This window comes from Streptomyces sp. TP-A0356 (assembly GCF_001417775.1).
Lineage (GTDB): Bacteria > Actinomycetota > Actinomycetes > Streptomycetales > Streptomycetaceae > Streptomyces.
In genome coordinates, this window is the sequence record NZ_BBZJ01000023.1 from 211,320 (window position 1) to 224,906 (window position 13,587).

Sequence of the window (13,587 nt, forward strand, 5' to 3'; positions counted from 1 at the left end):
AGTAAGAGCTCCGAGCGAAATGGGAGTCCGATCAGCTCGCGGCGAGCGAGCGTGCCAGACGCCGCGAGCCGGGCGCCCATTTCGTTCGGAGCTCTAACGCCGGGGTGGTGATCGTGGGCCCCATGAGCGCCCAGAGGGCCGGCTAACGGCGGTGCAGTCGGTCCCCGCCCGCCAGGATCGCCGTCGCCAGTGCCCGGGCCGCGTGCTGCGCCGGGCCCCGGCGCTCTCCGTGGACCAGGACGAAGTCGATCTCGCCCAGGTCCGGCAGGCCCGCCCGCTCGGGCACCCGTACCAGGCCCGGCGGGACCAGGCCCCGGGAGTGGGCCATCACCCCGAGGCCGGCGCGGGCCGCCGCGATCAGGCCGTTGAGACTGCCGCTCGTGCAGGCGACACGCCAGGCGCGGCCCTGTCTCTCCAGCGCCTCCAGGGCGCGGGCGCGGGTGATGCCCGGCGGCGGGTAGACGATCAGGGGCACCGGGCGGTCGGGGTCCAGGCGCAGCCGCTCCGCGCCGATCCACACGAGCTTGTCGTGCCGGACCAGTTCGCCGCGCGGGTCCTGGGGGCGCCGCTTGGCCAGCACCAGGTCGAGCCGGCCCGCCGCGAGCTGTTCGTGCAGCGTGCCCGACAGTTCGACCGTCAGCTCCAGGTCCACCTCGGGATGCTCGTACCGGAACCCCTCGAGGATCTCCGGCAGCCGGGTCAGCACGAAGTCCTCCGACGCGCCGAAGCGGAGCCGGCCCCGCAGCCGCGTCCCCGTGAAGAACGCGGTCGCCTGCTCGTGCACCTCCAGGATGCGCCGCGCGAAGCCGAGCATCGCCTCGCCGTCCTCCGTCAGTTCCACCGAGTGCGTGTCCCGGGAGAAGAGCCGGCACCCGGTGGCATCCTCCAGGCGCCGCACATGCTGGCTCACCGTGGACTGGCGCAGCCCGAGCCGCCGGGCGGCCCCCGTGAAGCTCAGCGTCTGGGCCACCGCCAGGAACGTACGCAGCTGGGAGGGGTCGTACACGTCGCCAGCCTATCGCGATTCACGATGACAGTCAGAGCGGTATACCGGATACCCGATCGCCGGTGGGAGGAGGACGATGAAGAGGGCACGGCGACCGTGCCCACCGGACGTACAGCGAAGTAGTGGAGCACAGTGAAACGCCTGCAGTGGCCGCGTCGGATGCCCGTCGACCCGTACATCGTCCTGCTGCTCGGGACCGTGGGACTCGCCGCCCTCCTCCCGGCACGGGGCGCGGCCGGCCAGGTCGCGTCGGGTGCCTCCACGGCCGCGATCGCCTTCCTCTTCTTCCTGTACGGAGCCCGGCTCTCCACCCGTGAGGCGGTGGCGGGGCTCAAGCACTGGCGACTCCATGTCACCGTCCTGGCCTGCACGTTCGTGCTCTTCCCGCTGCTGGGCATCGCCGCCCGCGGCCTGGTGCCGGTGGTGCTGACCCACGACCTCTACACCGGCCTCCTCTTCCTCACGCTCGTGCCGTCGACCATCCAGTCGTCGATCGCCTTCACCTCGATCGCGCGCGGCAACGTGCCCGCGGCGATCTGCGCGGGCTCCTTCTCCTCGCTCGCCGGCATCGTCATCACCCCGCTGCTCGCGGCGGCGCTGCTCGGCAACAGCGGCGGCGGCTTCTCCCTGGACTCGCTGGTCAAGATCGTGCTGCAGCTGCTGGTGCCGTTCCTCGCCGGCCAGGTCCTGCGACACTGGATCGGCGGCTTCATCACCCGGCACAGGAAGGTGCTCGGGCTCGTCGACCGCGGATCGATCCTGCTGGTCGTCTACACCGCGTTCAGCGAGGGCATGGTCCAGGGCATCTGGCACCAGGTGAGCCCGCTCAGGCTGGGCGTCCTCCTCGGCGTCGAGGCCGCGATCCTCGCCGTGATGCTCGTTCTGACCTGGTACGGCGGCCGGGCACTGGGCTTCGACCGGGAGGACCGGATCGCGATCCAGTTCGCCGGGTCGAAGAAGTCGCTCGCCTCCGGGCTGCCCATGGCGAGCGTCCTGTTCGGCGCGCACGCCTCGCTCGCCGTGCTTCCGCTGATGCTCTTCCACCAGATGCAGCTCATGGTGTGCGCGGTGATCGCCAAGCGCCGCTCCCACGACCCGCGGCCTGCCGTCAGCCCCGGGTCAGCCGCAGGGTCACGAACCTCGGTCGGTACAGGGACACGTTCCGGCTGAGGTTCGCGGAGGCACCGGTGGGCTCCAGCCAGTTGACGTCGTAGCTCAGGACGAGCCGGCCGTCACCGAGTTCGGGATGCGCCTGCGGGTTGTACGCGGCCACCCGACCCCCCGGCAACGGCGGGCTGAACCCCCTCGTCGGCCCGTGCCAGGGACCGGTCGGCGCGCACGCCCAGTACGAGGTGACCGTGGTCAGCCCCCGGGTCCCGGCGGCCATCGTGAACAGGACGTACGTCCCCGCGTCCCGTACCACCGTGAACGCGCTGCCCACACCCGTGTCCCGGCCGTCCCCCAGCACGGCCACGGGGGACGGCCGGGGCGTCCACGCCGAGCCGTCCCAGTACCGCCAGGCCGCAGGCCGAGCCAGCCCACCGCGTGGCACCCGGGCCAGATACGCCCGCGAGGCGGGGCGGGCGGCGGCCTGGCCGTCGTCACCGCCGAAGACGTATGTCCAGTCGCCGCCGGCCACCAGCGTCGTACCGAACAGCACACGCCGCGAGGGGTCCGGGACCTCCTCCTGGCCCAGGATCCGCACGATGCCCTCGACGCGCAGGTCGGGCAGGGAGAGCGTGGCCACCTCGGTCGCGGTGGGCACTCCGTAGATCCAGGGGTACGCCCCGGTCGTACGGGTCCACAGCAGAACGCGGACGACCTGCTCGGACGAGCCGGGGGAGCGGGGCTCGACGCGGGCCGCCACCGGCCAGCGCCACCGGTTCGGCGCCGGGTCCGGGAACAGCGGCGCGGGCAGCGTGTTCTCCAGCCGGCCCGCACGGGACATCACCACCGCCGAGTTGCGCACCAGCGGGGCCCAGGGGTCCCGCCAGGCATAGGACTCACCGACCGGGTTGGGCGGGCCGTGCACCTGGCCGAGGTACGTGTCCGAGAACAGCCACAGCACCCGTCCGTCCGGCAGCCGCACCGAGTGGGTGCCGTCGCCGCCGGTCCAGTCGTCGGTGCGGGTGGCGTCGTCGCCGTACCGGGTGAACTCGGCGTTCAGCGCGGTGTCGGGCGTCCACGACCGCACCGTGCGCTCCGTGCACGTGCGGTCGCCCTCCCGGTCGTGGTGCGGGAGGGCGATGAGCAGCACGGCCGCGCAGACCAGGGCCAGGACCAGGCCGAGACCGGTCCCGGCCCGCCGTCGTGCTCGTGCGTCGTCGGGCACGTGCGGGACGTTAGTGGCTGCCGCTCACCCGGTCCATGGGCAGCCACAGGACCGTGTCCCGCGTCGACACCGTCCCGCCGGTGCGCACGGCCGAGATCTCGGCGTCGCTCAGCGCCCGGTCGTACACCCGGACGTCGTCGATCGCGCCGGTGAAGAAGGCCCGGCTGTCCATCCGCTGGCCGATGTGCACGCCGAACGGCGAGTTGCGGCTCACGGACCCGGGCGCGTCCGCCGTGCTGATCGGCGTGCCGTCGATGAAGAGGGTGAGCAGGCCACCGCCCCGCCGCAGCGCCAGATGGTGCCATCCCCCGTCGTTGTACGCGCCCGACGTACGCACGTACGCCGACCTCGGGGCCGACGCGCCGTCGCGGACCGTGATCAACCCCTGGACACGGCCCGCGGCGGGCTCTCCGCGCAGCCACACCTGGGGCTGCGAGGTGCCGACGCCGCCCATCCAGAGCAGGGGCTGTTCACCGGTCGCCGCCGTGTAGCGGAACCACAGCGAGGCGGTGAAGTCCTTGGCGCCGAGGGCGAGTCGGGGCCGGTACGGCAGGCGCACCGCGTCGTCGGTGCCGTCGAACCGCAGCGCGCCGCCGAACACACCGCCGGTCTCCTTGGCGCCCCCGAGAACGGCGGCCGGCCGGGCGCCCGGGGCCAGGTCGGGTGCGGTCGGATCGGGGCCGCGGCGCGGGCGCAGCCAGTCCTCGGTGAAGCGGGCGAAGCGGATCTCGTCGCGGGCGTCGACGGCGCCGCCCTCGTACATCAGCCCCACGGTGGCGGTGTCGATCCCGACCATGTCCGAGTAGCCCGACCAGTCCCTGGTGACGACCGTGCCGCGGTCCACGCTGTCCCAGGTGCGTCCGCCGTCGTAGGAGGAGCGGATCATCATGGTCCGGCGGCGGTCGGGGTCGCCGGGGCAGGCCAGCAGGAGGCGGTCGCCCAGGCGCAGCACGGAGCCCTGGACCTGGGGCGCGTACAGGTCGGGGAGGTCGCGGAAGGGGGAGACGAAGCTGTCGCCGCCGTCGCGGCTGACGGTCTGGGTGCGGTGGCCGAGGTCGGTGCCGTCCTGTTCGCGTCCGATGACCAGGACCGAGCCGTCCTGACGTTCGGTGAGCGCGAGTTCGGACGGCTTCTGGCGGAAGGTGCCGTCGTCCGCGATCGGCCAGGTGTCCCTCGCACCGATCCTCCAGTGGCGGCCCCCGTCGTCGCTCATGACGAGCGCGGCGTGGTTGGCGGTGACCCGGCTGCCGTTCCATGTCTCGGTGTTGACGCCGAGGACGAGCCGGCCCGGGTGTCTGCCACGGGTCAGCTGGATGCCGTGCGCGGGCCCGGTCGCGTACCAGGAGTTCCAGCCGGCGGGGCGGATCTCGGAGCTCAGGTCGCGCGGCGTCGACCAGGTCAGTCCGTCGTCATCGCTGTACTGCAGATGCGGGGTGCGGTCGCACGGCACCGAGCAGCTCGCGCTGTCGGCGCGACCCGTGTTGTACGTCTCGGCCAGCAGGACGCGGCCCGTCCTCCGGTCCACGACGGGTGCCGGGTTGCCGTGCGTGTCGCCGGCGCCCTCGGTGACCACCTGCAACGGCCCCCAGGTGCGGCCTCCGTCGGTGGAGCGTTTGACCACGATGTCGATGTCGGCCGCGTCACCGCAGTTGAGCACGCGACCCTCGGCGAAGGCGAGCAGTGTGCCCTTCGTCGTCCGTACCACGGCCGGTATCCGGAAGCAGGAGTAGCCCGGATCCTGCGAGGCCTTGAAGAGGACCTGCTGCTCGAAGCGGCCCGGAGCCGCGGCCCCCCGGGCGCCCGCGGGACTCGGCACGGCGAGGAGCGCGGTGGTGGAGAGAACGGCGGTGGTGAGAATGGCGGCCAGCGTCGATCCGGGTTGTGCACGGAGACTGGACGTCATCGTGCGGCCGCCCTCCCTACGTCTGGACATACTGGACATCCCACGTCCAACGTGCGTGCCACAGACGGTACTTGGGCGCTCAATGGCCCCACAAGAAGCGTGCAGGGATCACCTTCGTCCGCGGTCCGTATCGGGTGAGCGGCGGCGGAGCGGGGAGAGCCGGGGGCAGGACGCCCGCCGTCCGGGGTACTGGGCTCGGCGCGGGTGCCGGGCCCGGGGGCCCCGGCCCTGCGGCACACCAGGGCGTCCGGGTCGCTCGCCGGCGCCTGGAGGCTGTAGCCGTGCGGGCATGCCGAGCGCGGGTCGCCCTTCGGGCCCTGGGGCCGGTCTCACCGCGGTCGCCATGGTCGCCGCGGTCTCCGCGGTCGCCATGGTCGCCGCGGTCTCCGCGGTCGCCATGGTCGCCGCGGTCTCCGCGGTCGCCATGGTCTCCGCGGTCGCCATGGTCTCCGCGGTCGCCGCAGTCGCCAGGGTCGCCCTTCACGCCCGCCGTGCCCTGGTTGCCCGGTGGCCCAGCGGGGCCCGCCACGCCGTTCTTGCCATCCTTGCCGTCGCTGCCGTTGCTGCCGTCGCTGCCGGGCGGCCCCGAGGGGCCCGGTACGCCCGGCGGGCCGGGAGATCCGAGGGGGTGGTCAGGGGCGCACCACCACCTTCCCCAGGTTGCGCCGGGACTCGATCGCCTCGTGCGCCTGCACGGCGTCCTCGAGGGAGAACTCCGCGTGCACGACGGGCTTCAGGGCCCCCTGCGCGAACAGCCGCCACAGCTCCTGCCGCCATCGCTCGTACAGCTCGGGCTCGGTGCGGGCGATGCGCGCCATCTGGAACCCGATCACGGACTTGGCGCCCACCAGCAGGTCGTACGCCCGAACCGTGCCGCCGCCCGAGCTGTACGCGACGAGCCGCCCGCCCGGGGCGAGCGCGGCGACCGCCGGGGTGAGCAGCTCGCCGCCGACCGCGTCGAGAGCGTAGTCGACCGGCTCCCCCCACTCCGGGGTGTCGTACGTGACCACCTCGTCCGCGCCCAGCGAACGCACGAACTCCGCCTTGCCGGAGCCGGACACCGCGCCCACGACGCGTGACGCCCCGCGGATCCGGGCCAGTTGGAGGGCGAGATGGCCGACGCCGCTCGCGGTCGCCGTCACCAGTGCCGACTCGCCCGGCACCGGCCGTGCCGCCTCCAGCGCGCCGAGCGCGACCAGCCCGCTGCGGACCAGCGCGACGGCGTCCACGGCGCTCGCGGCATCGGGGACGGGGGAGGCCATGGCCTCCCGCAGCAGAGCGAAGTCGGCGTATCCGTGCCCGAAGCACAGCCCCGTCACGCGCTCGCCGACCCGGAAGCGCCTGACGCCGTCACCGACCGCCACCACCTCGCCCGCGATCTCGCCGCCGAGCGGAATCGGCTCGGGTGCCTCGGTGACCTTGCGTACGACGGGCAGGGTCACCCCCACGGCCTCGCAGCGCACGAGAAGTTCACCGGGGCCCGCCTCGGGCGGGGGGACCTCCTCCAGGAACAGGGGGCCACCGGTGGAGTCGTACCGGACGCGACGCATCGGACCTCCATAGGTCGTTGGGTGTCCCAACGATATCCACGATTCATTGGGAAGCCCAACGACATTTCGCTAGGCTGCGTCCATGGCCCGAGCACCCCTCCTCGCGATCCGCTCCCTCCCCAGCTGGCTCCTCGGCCGTGCCGCCGCGCGCGGCCGCGCACTGGTGGCCGAGGCCCTCGCCGTCGAGGGCATGAAGATGTGGCACCACGTGGTGCTCTCCGCCGTCCGTGACCTCGCCCCCGTCGCTCAGGCCGACCTCGGACGCGGCGTCGGGCTCGACCCCAAGGATCTGGTCGGCGTCCTCGACGACCTGCAGGCCGCGGGCCATGTCCTCCGTGCGCCCGACCCCAGGGACCGCCGCAAGAACGCGGTGTCGCTCACGGCGGAGGGCGAGCGGCTGCTGCAGCGCTGCGAGAAGGCGGCCCGGCAGGCGAACGACGCGTTGCTCGCCCCCCTGTCGGCGGCCGAACGCGACCAGTTCATGCGGCTGTTGATCCGGATTTCCGGTACGGAGGGCTGATGACGGCTAACGTTCCGTCATGACCGCAGCCCTCGCACTCGATCCCGCGCGCACCGCCCTGGTGCTCGTCGACCTGATGGACCGCATCGTCGCTCTGCCCCTGGAGCCCCGCAAGGGAACCGAAGTCCTCGTGAAAGCCGAGGAGTTGGCGCGCGCGTTCCGGTCGGCCGGCGCACTCGTCGTCCTCATCCGCGTCGAGCGCCACGGCATCGCCGAACAGCCGCCCGGCAGCGGGCTGGTGGCCGGCCTGCTCAGGGAGGGCGACCTGGAGGTGGTGAAGGGCACGGTCGGCGGCTTCCACGGCACCGGCCTGGACGAGCGCCTGCGCGAGCGTGGCATCACCACCCTGGTGTTCGGCGGCATCGCCACCAACCTGGGCGTCGAGTCCACCGCCCGCGCCGCCGCCGACCTCGGCTACGGCCTCGTCTTCGCCGAGGACGCCATGGCCGCGTTCACCGCCGCCGAGCACGACGCCTCGGTACGGCTCGACTTCCCTCGGCTGGGGACGGTCGTGGCCGCCTCACAGGTGCGGCTCACGACCGGCTGACCGGTCAGACCAGCAGCCCGCCGCCGTCCACGACCACCACCGAACCGGTGCTGTAGCCGCCGCGCATCAGATACAGATACGCCTCGGCCACGTCCTCGGGCGTGCCCACGCGGCCGACGGGGAGCGATGCGACGGCGGACTCGAACAGCCCCTCGCGCTCCTCCTCCGGCAGGTCCCGCCACAACTCGGTGCGGACCAGGCCGGGGGAGACCACGTTGACCCGGATCGGGGCCAGCTCCAGGGCCAGCGCCCGGGTGAGCGACTCCATCGCGCCGCACAGGCTCGCGGCGACGGTCGTACCCGGCAGCGGCCGACGGCCCGCGGTCCCGGTGGTCAACACCACGGAACCGCCCTCACGGATCCAGGGCGCGCCGTACTTCACGGCCGTGTACGCGCCCCACAACCGGGTGTCCAGGAAGCGCCGGGCCCGGGCCAGGTCCGACTCGGCGAGGCTCTCCAGCAGCAGTGACTCACCGGCCGTGTACACGAGGTGGTCGAAGCCCCCGGTCCGCTCGAAGAAGGCGCGCACGGCGGGCTCGTCGGTCGCGTCCAGCACATGGCCCTCGGCGCCCCGCGGCAGTCGCCGCAGCGCGGCGTCCACGCTCTCCTGTCTGCGCGAGGCGATCACCGCCTCCGCCCCCTCCCGCGCGGCCGCCTGCGCGACCGCGAGTCCGATCCCCGACGTACCGCCGATCACGACGATCCGCTGTCCTTGCAGGCCCATTCCGGTGCCCCTTCCACGCTCGGTGACGTGATCCAGCCTGCGCCTGCGGCCACCCCGCCGTCCAAGACCTCCTGCGGCGTCGGCGATACCCTGAAGGCATCGCCACCGGAACGGCGGAAGGGGCGGCCATGGACCTCGACCTGCGGAAGGTCCGCTACTTCACGGCGGTCGCCGAACAGCTGCACTTCGGGCGCGCGGCCGAGAGCCTGCACATCGCACAGCCCGTGCTGAGCCGTCAGATCCGGGCCCTGGAGAAGGACTTGGACGCCGCGCTCTTCGTACGGGACAGCCACGGCGTGACGTTGACGGCGGCCGGACGCCAACTCCTCGACGACGCACGGAACCTGCTCGCCGCCGCCGACGCCACCCGACGCAGGGTGCGCCGGGCCGCCCGCGGCCCCCGCCGCCTGGTCGTCGGGTTCCGGGCGGGCGTCGTCGTCACCGCCGCCCTGCGCGCCTTCGGCGCCGCGCACCCGGACGTGGAAGTCCGTGCCCGCCGCGTCGAATGGGACGACCAGGAACAGCTGATCCTGGACGGAACCGTCGACGTCGCCCATGTGCGCCGCCCGGTCCGGGAGCAGGGGCTGAAGCTCCTGCCGCTGTTCACCGAGGCACGGGTGGCGATGCTGCCCGCGGACCACCGGCTCGCGGGCAAGCACGAGCTGTCCCTGGCCGACCTGGTGGACGAGCCCCGGCTGAGCTACGCCCATCCCGGCCCCGACGACCTGCCGATCCGCACCGTCGAGGAGAAGTTCGAGTGCGTGGCGAGCGGCGCCGGTATCACCCTCGTACCGGAGTCCGTCGCCCGGCAGTACTCGCGCCCGGACATCTCCTATGTGCCCGTCCCGGACGCGGAGCGCGACGAGGTGCTCCTGGCCTGGGAGGCGAGCCGCCGCTCCCCGCTGATCCCGGCGTTCGCGCGTGCCGCCCGGACCGCACAGGGGTGAGGCCGGCCTCCCGGCGCAGGGGGCGTCCCCGAGCAGGTGGGGCGAGAGACCGGTCAGCCCCGGTCGGCCGTGGCCCGCAGTGCGATGCGGTCCTCGCCCGCGTACACGTTCATCGAGCTGCCCCGTAGGAAGCCCACCAGGGTCAGCCCGGTCTCCACGGCCAGGTCCACGGCCAGTGACGAGGGCGCCGAGACCGCCGCCAGCACCGGGATGCCCGCCATCACGGCCTTCTGCGCGAGCTCGAAGGAGGCCCGGCCCGACACCAGCAGGATCGTGCGGGACAGCGGCAGGTGGCCGTTCTGGAGGGCACGGCCGACCAGCTTGTCGACCGCGTTGTGCCGGCCCACGTCCTCCCGTACGTCGAGCAGCTCGCCGTCCTCGGCGAACAGGGCCGCGGCGTGCAGTCCGCCGGTCCGGTCGAAGACCCGCTGGGCCGCCCGCAGCCGGTCGGGCAGGCGCGCGAGCAGCTCGGGCTCGACCCGGACCGGGGGAGTGTCCGCGATGGGCCAGCGCGCCGTCGTCCGGACCGCGTCCAGGCTCGCCTTGCCACACAGCCCGCACGACGAGGTCGTGTAGACGTTGCGCTCCAGCGTGATGTCGGGGATCGCCACGTCCCGCGCGGTCTTCACGTCCACGACGTTGTACGTGTTCGAGCCGTCCACCGTGGCCCCCGCGCAGTACACGATGTTCTGCAGGTCCTGCCGCTCGGCCAGCACGCCCTCGCTGACCAGGAACCCGGCGGCGAGCGCGAAGTCGTCGCCGGGCGTGCGCATGGTGATCGCGAGGGGCTTGCCGTTGAGCCTGATCTCCAGGGGCTCCTCGGCGACGAGCGTGTCCGGCCGGCTGGAGACCGCCCCCTGCCGGATGCGGATCACCTTGCGTCGTTCCGTGACTCGTCCCATGTCCTGATCAGCCCCGGTTCTGTACGTGCTGGCAGCCGAAACGGCCCTTGCTGCGGAGGTTGCCGAGGGTCACCGGTTCCTGGTGCGGCAAGGTGACCTTCACCATCTCATTGTCCGGCATGCGTGCCGAGCGAAGTGGCGGCCCACCGCCGCGGACGCGGACCGTGGTGGTCCGCGTCCGCGCCGACGCGTCCCAGGTACCCGCCGCGCGCAGACCGAACCGCGTACCGGCCGTGGACCGAACCGCGTACCGGCCGTGGACCGAACCCCGTACCGGCCGTGGACCGGCTGCGTACCGGCCCCGTACCGGCCGGAACGACCGTTCGGCGCACCCCGGATACCGCTCACCGCATCCCGACGACCCGGTGGTTCTCAACTGCCTTGTGGGCCCCTACCGTTCGGGATCATGAGCCCTCCTGTCGCACCCCCGGGATGGAGCCGTTGGCTGGTCCCGCCCGCCGCTCTGTCCGTCCACCTCTCCATCGGTCAGGCCTACGCCTGGAGTGTGTTCAAGCCACCCCTCGAATCCGCCCTCCACCTCAGTGGCACACAGAGCGCGCTGCCCTTCCAGCTCGGCATCGTGATGCTCGGTCTGTCCGCCGCGTTCGGCGGCACGCTCGTGGAGCGCAACGGGCCGCGCTGGGCCATGACCGTGGCCCTGATCTGCTTCTCCTCCGGCTTCCTGCTCTCCGCGCTCGGCGCCGCGAGCAAGCAGTACTGGCTGATCGTCCTCGGCTACGGCTTCGTCGGCGGTATCGGTCTCGGCATCGGCTACATCTCACCCGTCTCCACCCTGATCAAGTGGTTCCCGGACCGGCCCGGCATGGCCACCGGCATCGCCATCATGGGCTTCGGCGGCGGCGCGCTCATCGCCTCGCCCTGGTCGGCACAGATGCTGCAGTCGTTCGGTTCCGGCCACTCCGGGATCGCCCTCGCCTTCCTGGTGCACGGACTGTCGTACGCCGTCTTCATGTCGCTCGGCGTGCTCCTGGTGCGGGTGCCGCGCGACGAGAAGCCGGTCGCGTCCGGGCCGAGCGCCTTCGAGGGCGTGCAGGTCTCCGCCCGCAATGCGGTGCGGACCCCGCAGTTCTGGTGCCTGTGGGTCGTGCTCTGCATGAACGTGACGGCCGGCATCGGCATCCTGGAGAAGGCCGCCCCGATGATCACGGACTTCTTCGCGGGCACGTCCACGCCGGTGTCCCTCTCCGCGGCCGCGGGCTTCGTGGCACTGCTGTCGGCGGCCAACATGGCGGGCCGCATCGGCTGGTCCTCGACCTCCGACCTGATCGGGCGCAAGAACATCTACCGCGTCTATCTCGGCGCCGGCGCGCTCATGTATCTGGTCATCGCGTCGTTCGGCGACTCGTCCAAGCCGCTGTTCATCCTGTGCGCCCTGGTGATCCTGTCCTTCTACGGCGGCGGCTTCGCGACGATTCCCGCGTATCTGAAGGACCTCTTCGGCGCGTACCAGGTCGGCGCGATCCACGGTCGGCTGCTCACCGCCTGGTCGACCGCCGGTGTCCTCGGCCCGCTGATCGTCAACTGGATCGCCGACCACCAGAAGGGGGCCGGCAAGCACGGGGCGTCCCTCTACGGACTGTCCTTCATGATCATGATCGGGCTGCTCGTCATCGGATTCGTGGCCAACGAACTGGTACGGCCCGTCCACCCCCGCCACCACATCCCCGCACCGAAGGAGGCCGCCGATGGCCGGCGAGAGCAGCCCGCCTGACCGGCGCGCACTGATCGTCCTCGCCTGGCTCTGGGTGGGGGCGCCGCTGGGCTACGGCCTCTACGAGCTCGTACTGAAGGCCGAACAGCTCTTCACCGGGTGAGACTCGGACGGCCGTACGGGAGATGGTCGGGCGTCCGAGGGTCTGCGCGAAGCCGACAACACGGGCGTCCCATTCCTGTCGCTTCACCTGCCGTCGTACCCATGGGTCACTGATCAGACTGGTGGATCCCGCTACCCAAGGCAACGAGGGGGATCCACCCATGCACGGCTCGCGCATCGCCGCCGTCGGCCACTACCAGCCCGCCCAGGTCCTCACCAACGAGGACCTGGCGGCCATGGTCGACACCAGCGACGAGTGGATCAGGACCCGGGTGGGCATCCGGACACGCCATGTCGCCGGGCCCGACGAGCCCGTCGACGAGCTGGCCGCGCACGCCGCCGCCAAGGCGCTCGCCGCGGCGGGCCTGGCACCCGGCGACATCGACCTGGTGGTGGTCGCCACCTCCACGGCCGTCGACCGCTCGCCCAACACGGCCGCCCGGGTCGCGGCCAGGCTCGGCATCCCGGGGCCCGCCGCCATGGACGTCAACGTCGTCTGCGCCGGTTTCACGCACGCGCTCGCCACCGCCGACCACGCCGTGCGCGCGGGCGCGGCGACACGGGCGCTCGTCATCGGCGCCGACAAGATGTCCGACGTGACGGACTGGAGCGACCGTACGACCTGCGTGCTGGTCGGGGACGGCGCCGGGGCCGCCGTCGTCGAGGCGTGCCCTCCCGGTCACGAACCCGGGATCGGGGCCGTGCTGTGGGGCTCGGTGCCCGAGATGGGGCACGCGGTGCGCATCGAGGGCACGCCTCCGCGATTCGCGCAGGAGGGGCAGAGCGTCTACCGGTGGGCGACCACCCAGTTGCCGCCCATCGCACGCAGGGTCTGCGAGCGGGCCGGGATCGCGCCCGAGGACCTCGACGCCGTCGTGCTCCACCAGGCGAACCTGCGCATCATCGAGCCGCTGGCGGAGAAGCTCGGCGCCGTGAACGCGGTCGTCGCCCGCGATGTCGCCGAGTCCGGGAACACCTCGGCGGCGAGCATCCCGCTCGCGTTGTCGAAGCTCGTGGAACGCGGGGAGATCTCGGGCGGCGACCGCGTACTGCTCTTCGGCTTCGGCGGGAACCTGTCGTACGCCGGGCAGGTCGTCCGGTGTCCTTGAGCTGCCGTCTCGAGCGGCCACACGAGGGGCCCCGCTGCTCGAACTCATGAGGCCGACCAGCTCCTACCGCCCGTACGCCGCGGTCGCACCCCGCACGAACAGACGTCCTGAGCCACTGGAAGCGAAGCGTGACGTCACTCATAGTTGAGGTGAGGTTACTTTCCGACGCGGGGGCGTCTCGCTAGCGTCCTCATCACGACGTCCGCGTACGGT

13 protein-coding genes are annotated in these 13,587 nt (G+C 72.5%); 7 read left to right on the top strand and 6 right to left on the bottom strand.

Going from position 1 to position 13,587, the window contains the following annotated elements:
* Positions 1 to 142: 142 nt before the first annotated feature.
* Complete coding sequence (locus tag ASC56_RS25280; RefSeq protein ID WP_055493824.1) at positions 143 to 1,006, bottom strand: LysR substrate-binding domain-containing protein; 864 nt, start codon at positions 1,004 to 1,006, stop codon at positions 143 to 145.
* Positions 1,007 to 1,138: 132 nt separating this feature from the next.
* On the opposite strand from ASC56_RS25280, the gene ASC56_RS25285 reads away from it, so the two are divergent.
* Positions 1,139 to 2,176: a bile acid:sodium symporter family protein gene (locus ASC56_RS25285; RefSeq protein ID WP_079102690.1), complete on the top strand. Its 1,038-nt coding sequence runs from the start codon at positions 1,139 to 1,141 to the stop codon at positions 2,174 to 2,176.
* Here ASC56_RS25285 and ASC56_RS25290 read toward each other — a convergent pair.
* The 3 genes from ASC56_RS25290 to ASC56_RS25300 form a co-directional block, all read right to left on the bottom strand.
* Positions 2,115 to 3,338 (bottom strand): DUF4185 domain-containing protein, encoded by a 1,224-nt coding sequence (locus ASC56_RS25290; protein ID WP_055493826.1) that lies wholly within the window; start codon positions 3,336 to 3,338, stop codon positions 2,115 to 2,117. The genes ASC56_RS25285 and ASC56_RS25290 overlap by 62 nt on opposite strands.
* A gap of 10 nt (positions 3,339 to 3,348) precedes the next feature.
* Entirely contained in the window at positions 3,349 to 5,241 is a 1,893-nt protein-coding gene (locus tag ASC56_RS25295; RefSeq protein WP_055493827.1) for a sialidase family protein, read from the bottom strand.
* Between the two features lie 632 nt (positions 5,242 to 5,873).
* Positions 5,874 to 6,791 carry a zinc-binding dehydrogenase gene (locus tag ASC56_RS25300; RefSeq protein ID WP_055493828.1) on the bottom strand — a complete coding sequence of 306 codons (918 nt, stop codon included), beginning with the start codon at positions 6,789 to 6,791 and terminating at the stop codon, positions 5,874 to 5,876.
* An 82-nt stretch (positions 6,792 to 6,873) separates the two neighbouring features.
* Between ASC56_RS25300 and ASC56_RS25305 the strand changes: the two genes are divergently transcribed.
* Together ASC56_RS25305 and ASC56_RS25310 are read left to right on the top strand one after the other, a co-directional pair.
* Positions 6,874 to 7,311 (top strand): MarR family winged helix-turn-helix transcriptional regulator, encoded by a 438-nt coding sequence (locus tag ASC56_RS25305; protein ID WP_055493829.1) that lies wholly within the window; start codon positions 6,874 to 6,876, stop codon positions 7,309 to 7,311.
* Between the two features lie 19 nt (positions 7,312 to 7,330).
* Complete coding sequence (locus ASC56_RS25310) at positions 7,331 to 7,858, top strand: isochorismatase family protein (RefSeq protein ID WP_055493830.1); 528 nt, start codon at positions 7,331 to 7,333, stop codon at positions 7,856 to 7,858.
* A gap of 4 nt (positions 7,859 to 7,862) precedes the next feature.
* Here the strand turns inward: ASC56_RS25310 and ASC56_RS25315 are convergent, their stop codons facing one another.
* A complete protein-coding gene (locus tag ASC56_RS25315; RefSeq protein WP_055493831.1) occupies positions 7,863 to 8,582 on the bottom strand; it encodes an SDR family oxidoreductase in 720 nt (239 codons plus the stop codon).
* Positions 8,583 to 8,710: 128 nt separating this feature from the next.
* Between ASC56_RS25315 and ASC56_RS25320 the strand changes: the two genes are divergently transcribed.
* Positions 8,711 to 9,529: a LysR family transcriptional regulator gene (locus ASC56_RS25320; RefSeq protein ID WP_055493832.1), complete on the top strand. Its 819-nt coding sequence runs from the start codon at positions 8,711 to 8,713 to the stop codon at positions 9,527 to 9,529.
* Positions 9,530 to 9,582: 53 nt separating this feature from the next.
* On the opposite strand, the gene fdhD is transcribed toward ASC56_RS25320, so the two are convergent.
* Positions 9,583 to 10,431 (bottom strand): formate dehydrogenase accessory sulfurtransferase FdhD, encoded by an 849-nt coding sequence (gene fdhD, locus ASC56_RS25325; protein WP_055493833.1) that lies wholly within the window; start codon positions 10,429 to 10,431, stop codon positions 9,583 to 9,585.
* Between the two features lie 406 nt (positions 10,432 to 10,837).
* Here fdhD and ASC56_RS25330 point away from each other — a divergent pair, with 406 nt between their 5' ends.
* The 3 genes from ASC56_RS25330 (at position 10,838) to ASC56_RS25335 (ending at position 13,374) form a co-directional block, all read left to right on the top strand.
* Positions 10,838 to 12,163 carry an OFA family MFS transporter gene (locus ASC56_RS25330; RefSeq protein ID WP_055493834.1) on the top strand — a complete coding sequence of 442 codons (1,326 nt, stop codon included), beginning with the start codon at positions 10,838 to 10,840 and terminating at the stop codon, positions 12,161 to 12,163.
* The gene (locus ASC56_RS42870; protein ID WP_267887636.1) at positions 12,138 to 12,266 is read left to right on the top strand and encodes a hypothetical protein; all 129 of its coding nucleotides are present in this window, start codon (positions 12,138 to 12,140) and stop codon (positions 12,264 to 12,266) included. Before ASC56_RS25330 ends, ASC56_RS42870 begins: the two co-directional genes overlap by 26 nt.
* Before the next feature lie 160 nt (positions 12,267 to 12,426).
* Positions 12,427 to 13,374 (top strand): beta-ketoacyl-ACP synthase III, encoded by a 948-nt coding sequence (locus tag ASC56_RS25335; protein WP_055493835.1) that lies wholly within the window; start codon positions 12,427 to 12,429, stop codon positions 13,372 to 13,374.
* Positions 13,375 to 13,587 lie beyond the last annotated feature (213 nt).

Coding starts and splice junctions, on each gene's coding strand:
- ASC56_RS25295 (WP_055493827.1), bottom strand. CDS start 5,241: ATGACGTCCAGTCTCCGTGCACAACCCGGATCGACGCTGGCCGCCATT.
- ASC56_RS25300 (WP_055493828.1), bottom strand. CDS start 6,791: ATGCGTCGCGTCCGGTACGACTCCACCGGTGGCCCCCTGTTCCTGGAG.
- ASC56_RS25305 (WP_055493829.1), top strand. CDS start 6,874: ATGGCCCGAGCACCCCTCCTCGCGATCCGCTCCCTCCCCAGCTGGCTC.
- ASC56_RS25310 (WP_055493830.1), top strand. CDS start 7,331: ATGACCGCAGCCCTCGCACTCGATCCCGCGCGCACCGCCCTGGTGCTC.
- ASC56_RS25315 (WP_055493831.1), bottom strand. CDS start 8,582: ATGGGCCTGCAAGGACAGCGGATCGTCGTGATCGGCGGTACGTCGGGG.
- ASC56_RS25320 (WP_055493832.1), top strand. CDS start 8,711: ATGGACCTCGACCTGCGGAAGGTCCGCTACTTCACGGCGGTCGCCGAA.
- fdhD (WP_055493833.1), bottom strand. CDS start 10,431: ATGGGACGAGTCACGGAACGACGCAAGGTGATCCGCATCCGGCAGGGG.
- ASC56_RS25330 (WP_055493834.1), top strand. CDS start 10,838: ATGAGCCCTCCTGTCGCACCCCCGGGATGGAGCCGTTGGCTGGTCCCG.
- ASC56_RS42870 (WP_267887636.1), top strand. CDS start 12,138: ATGGCCGGCGAGAGCAGCCCGCCTGACCGGCGCGCACTGATCGTCCTC.
- ASC56_RS25335 (WP_055493835.1), top strand. CDS start 12,427: ATGCACGGCTCGCGCATCGCCGCCGTCGGCCACTACCAGCCCGCCCAG.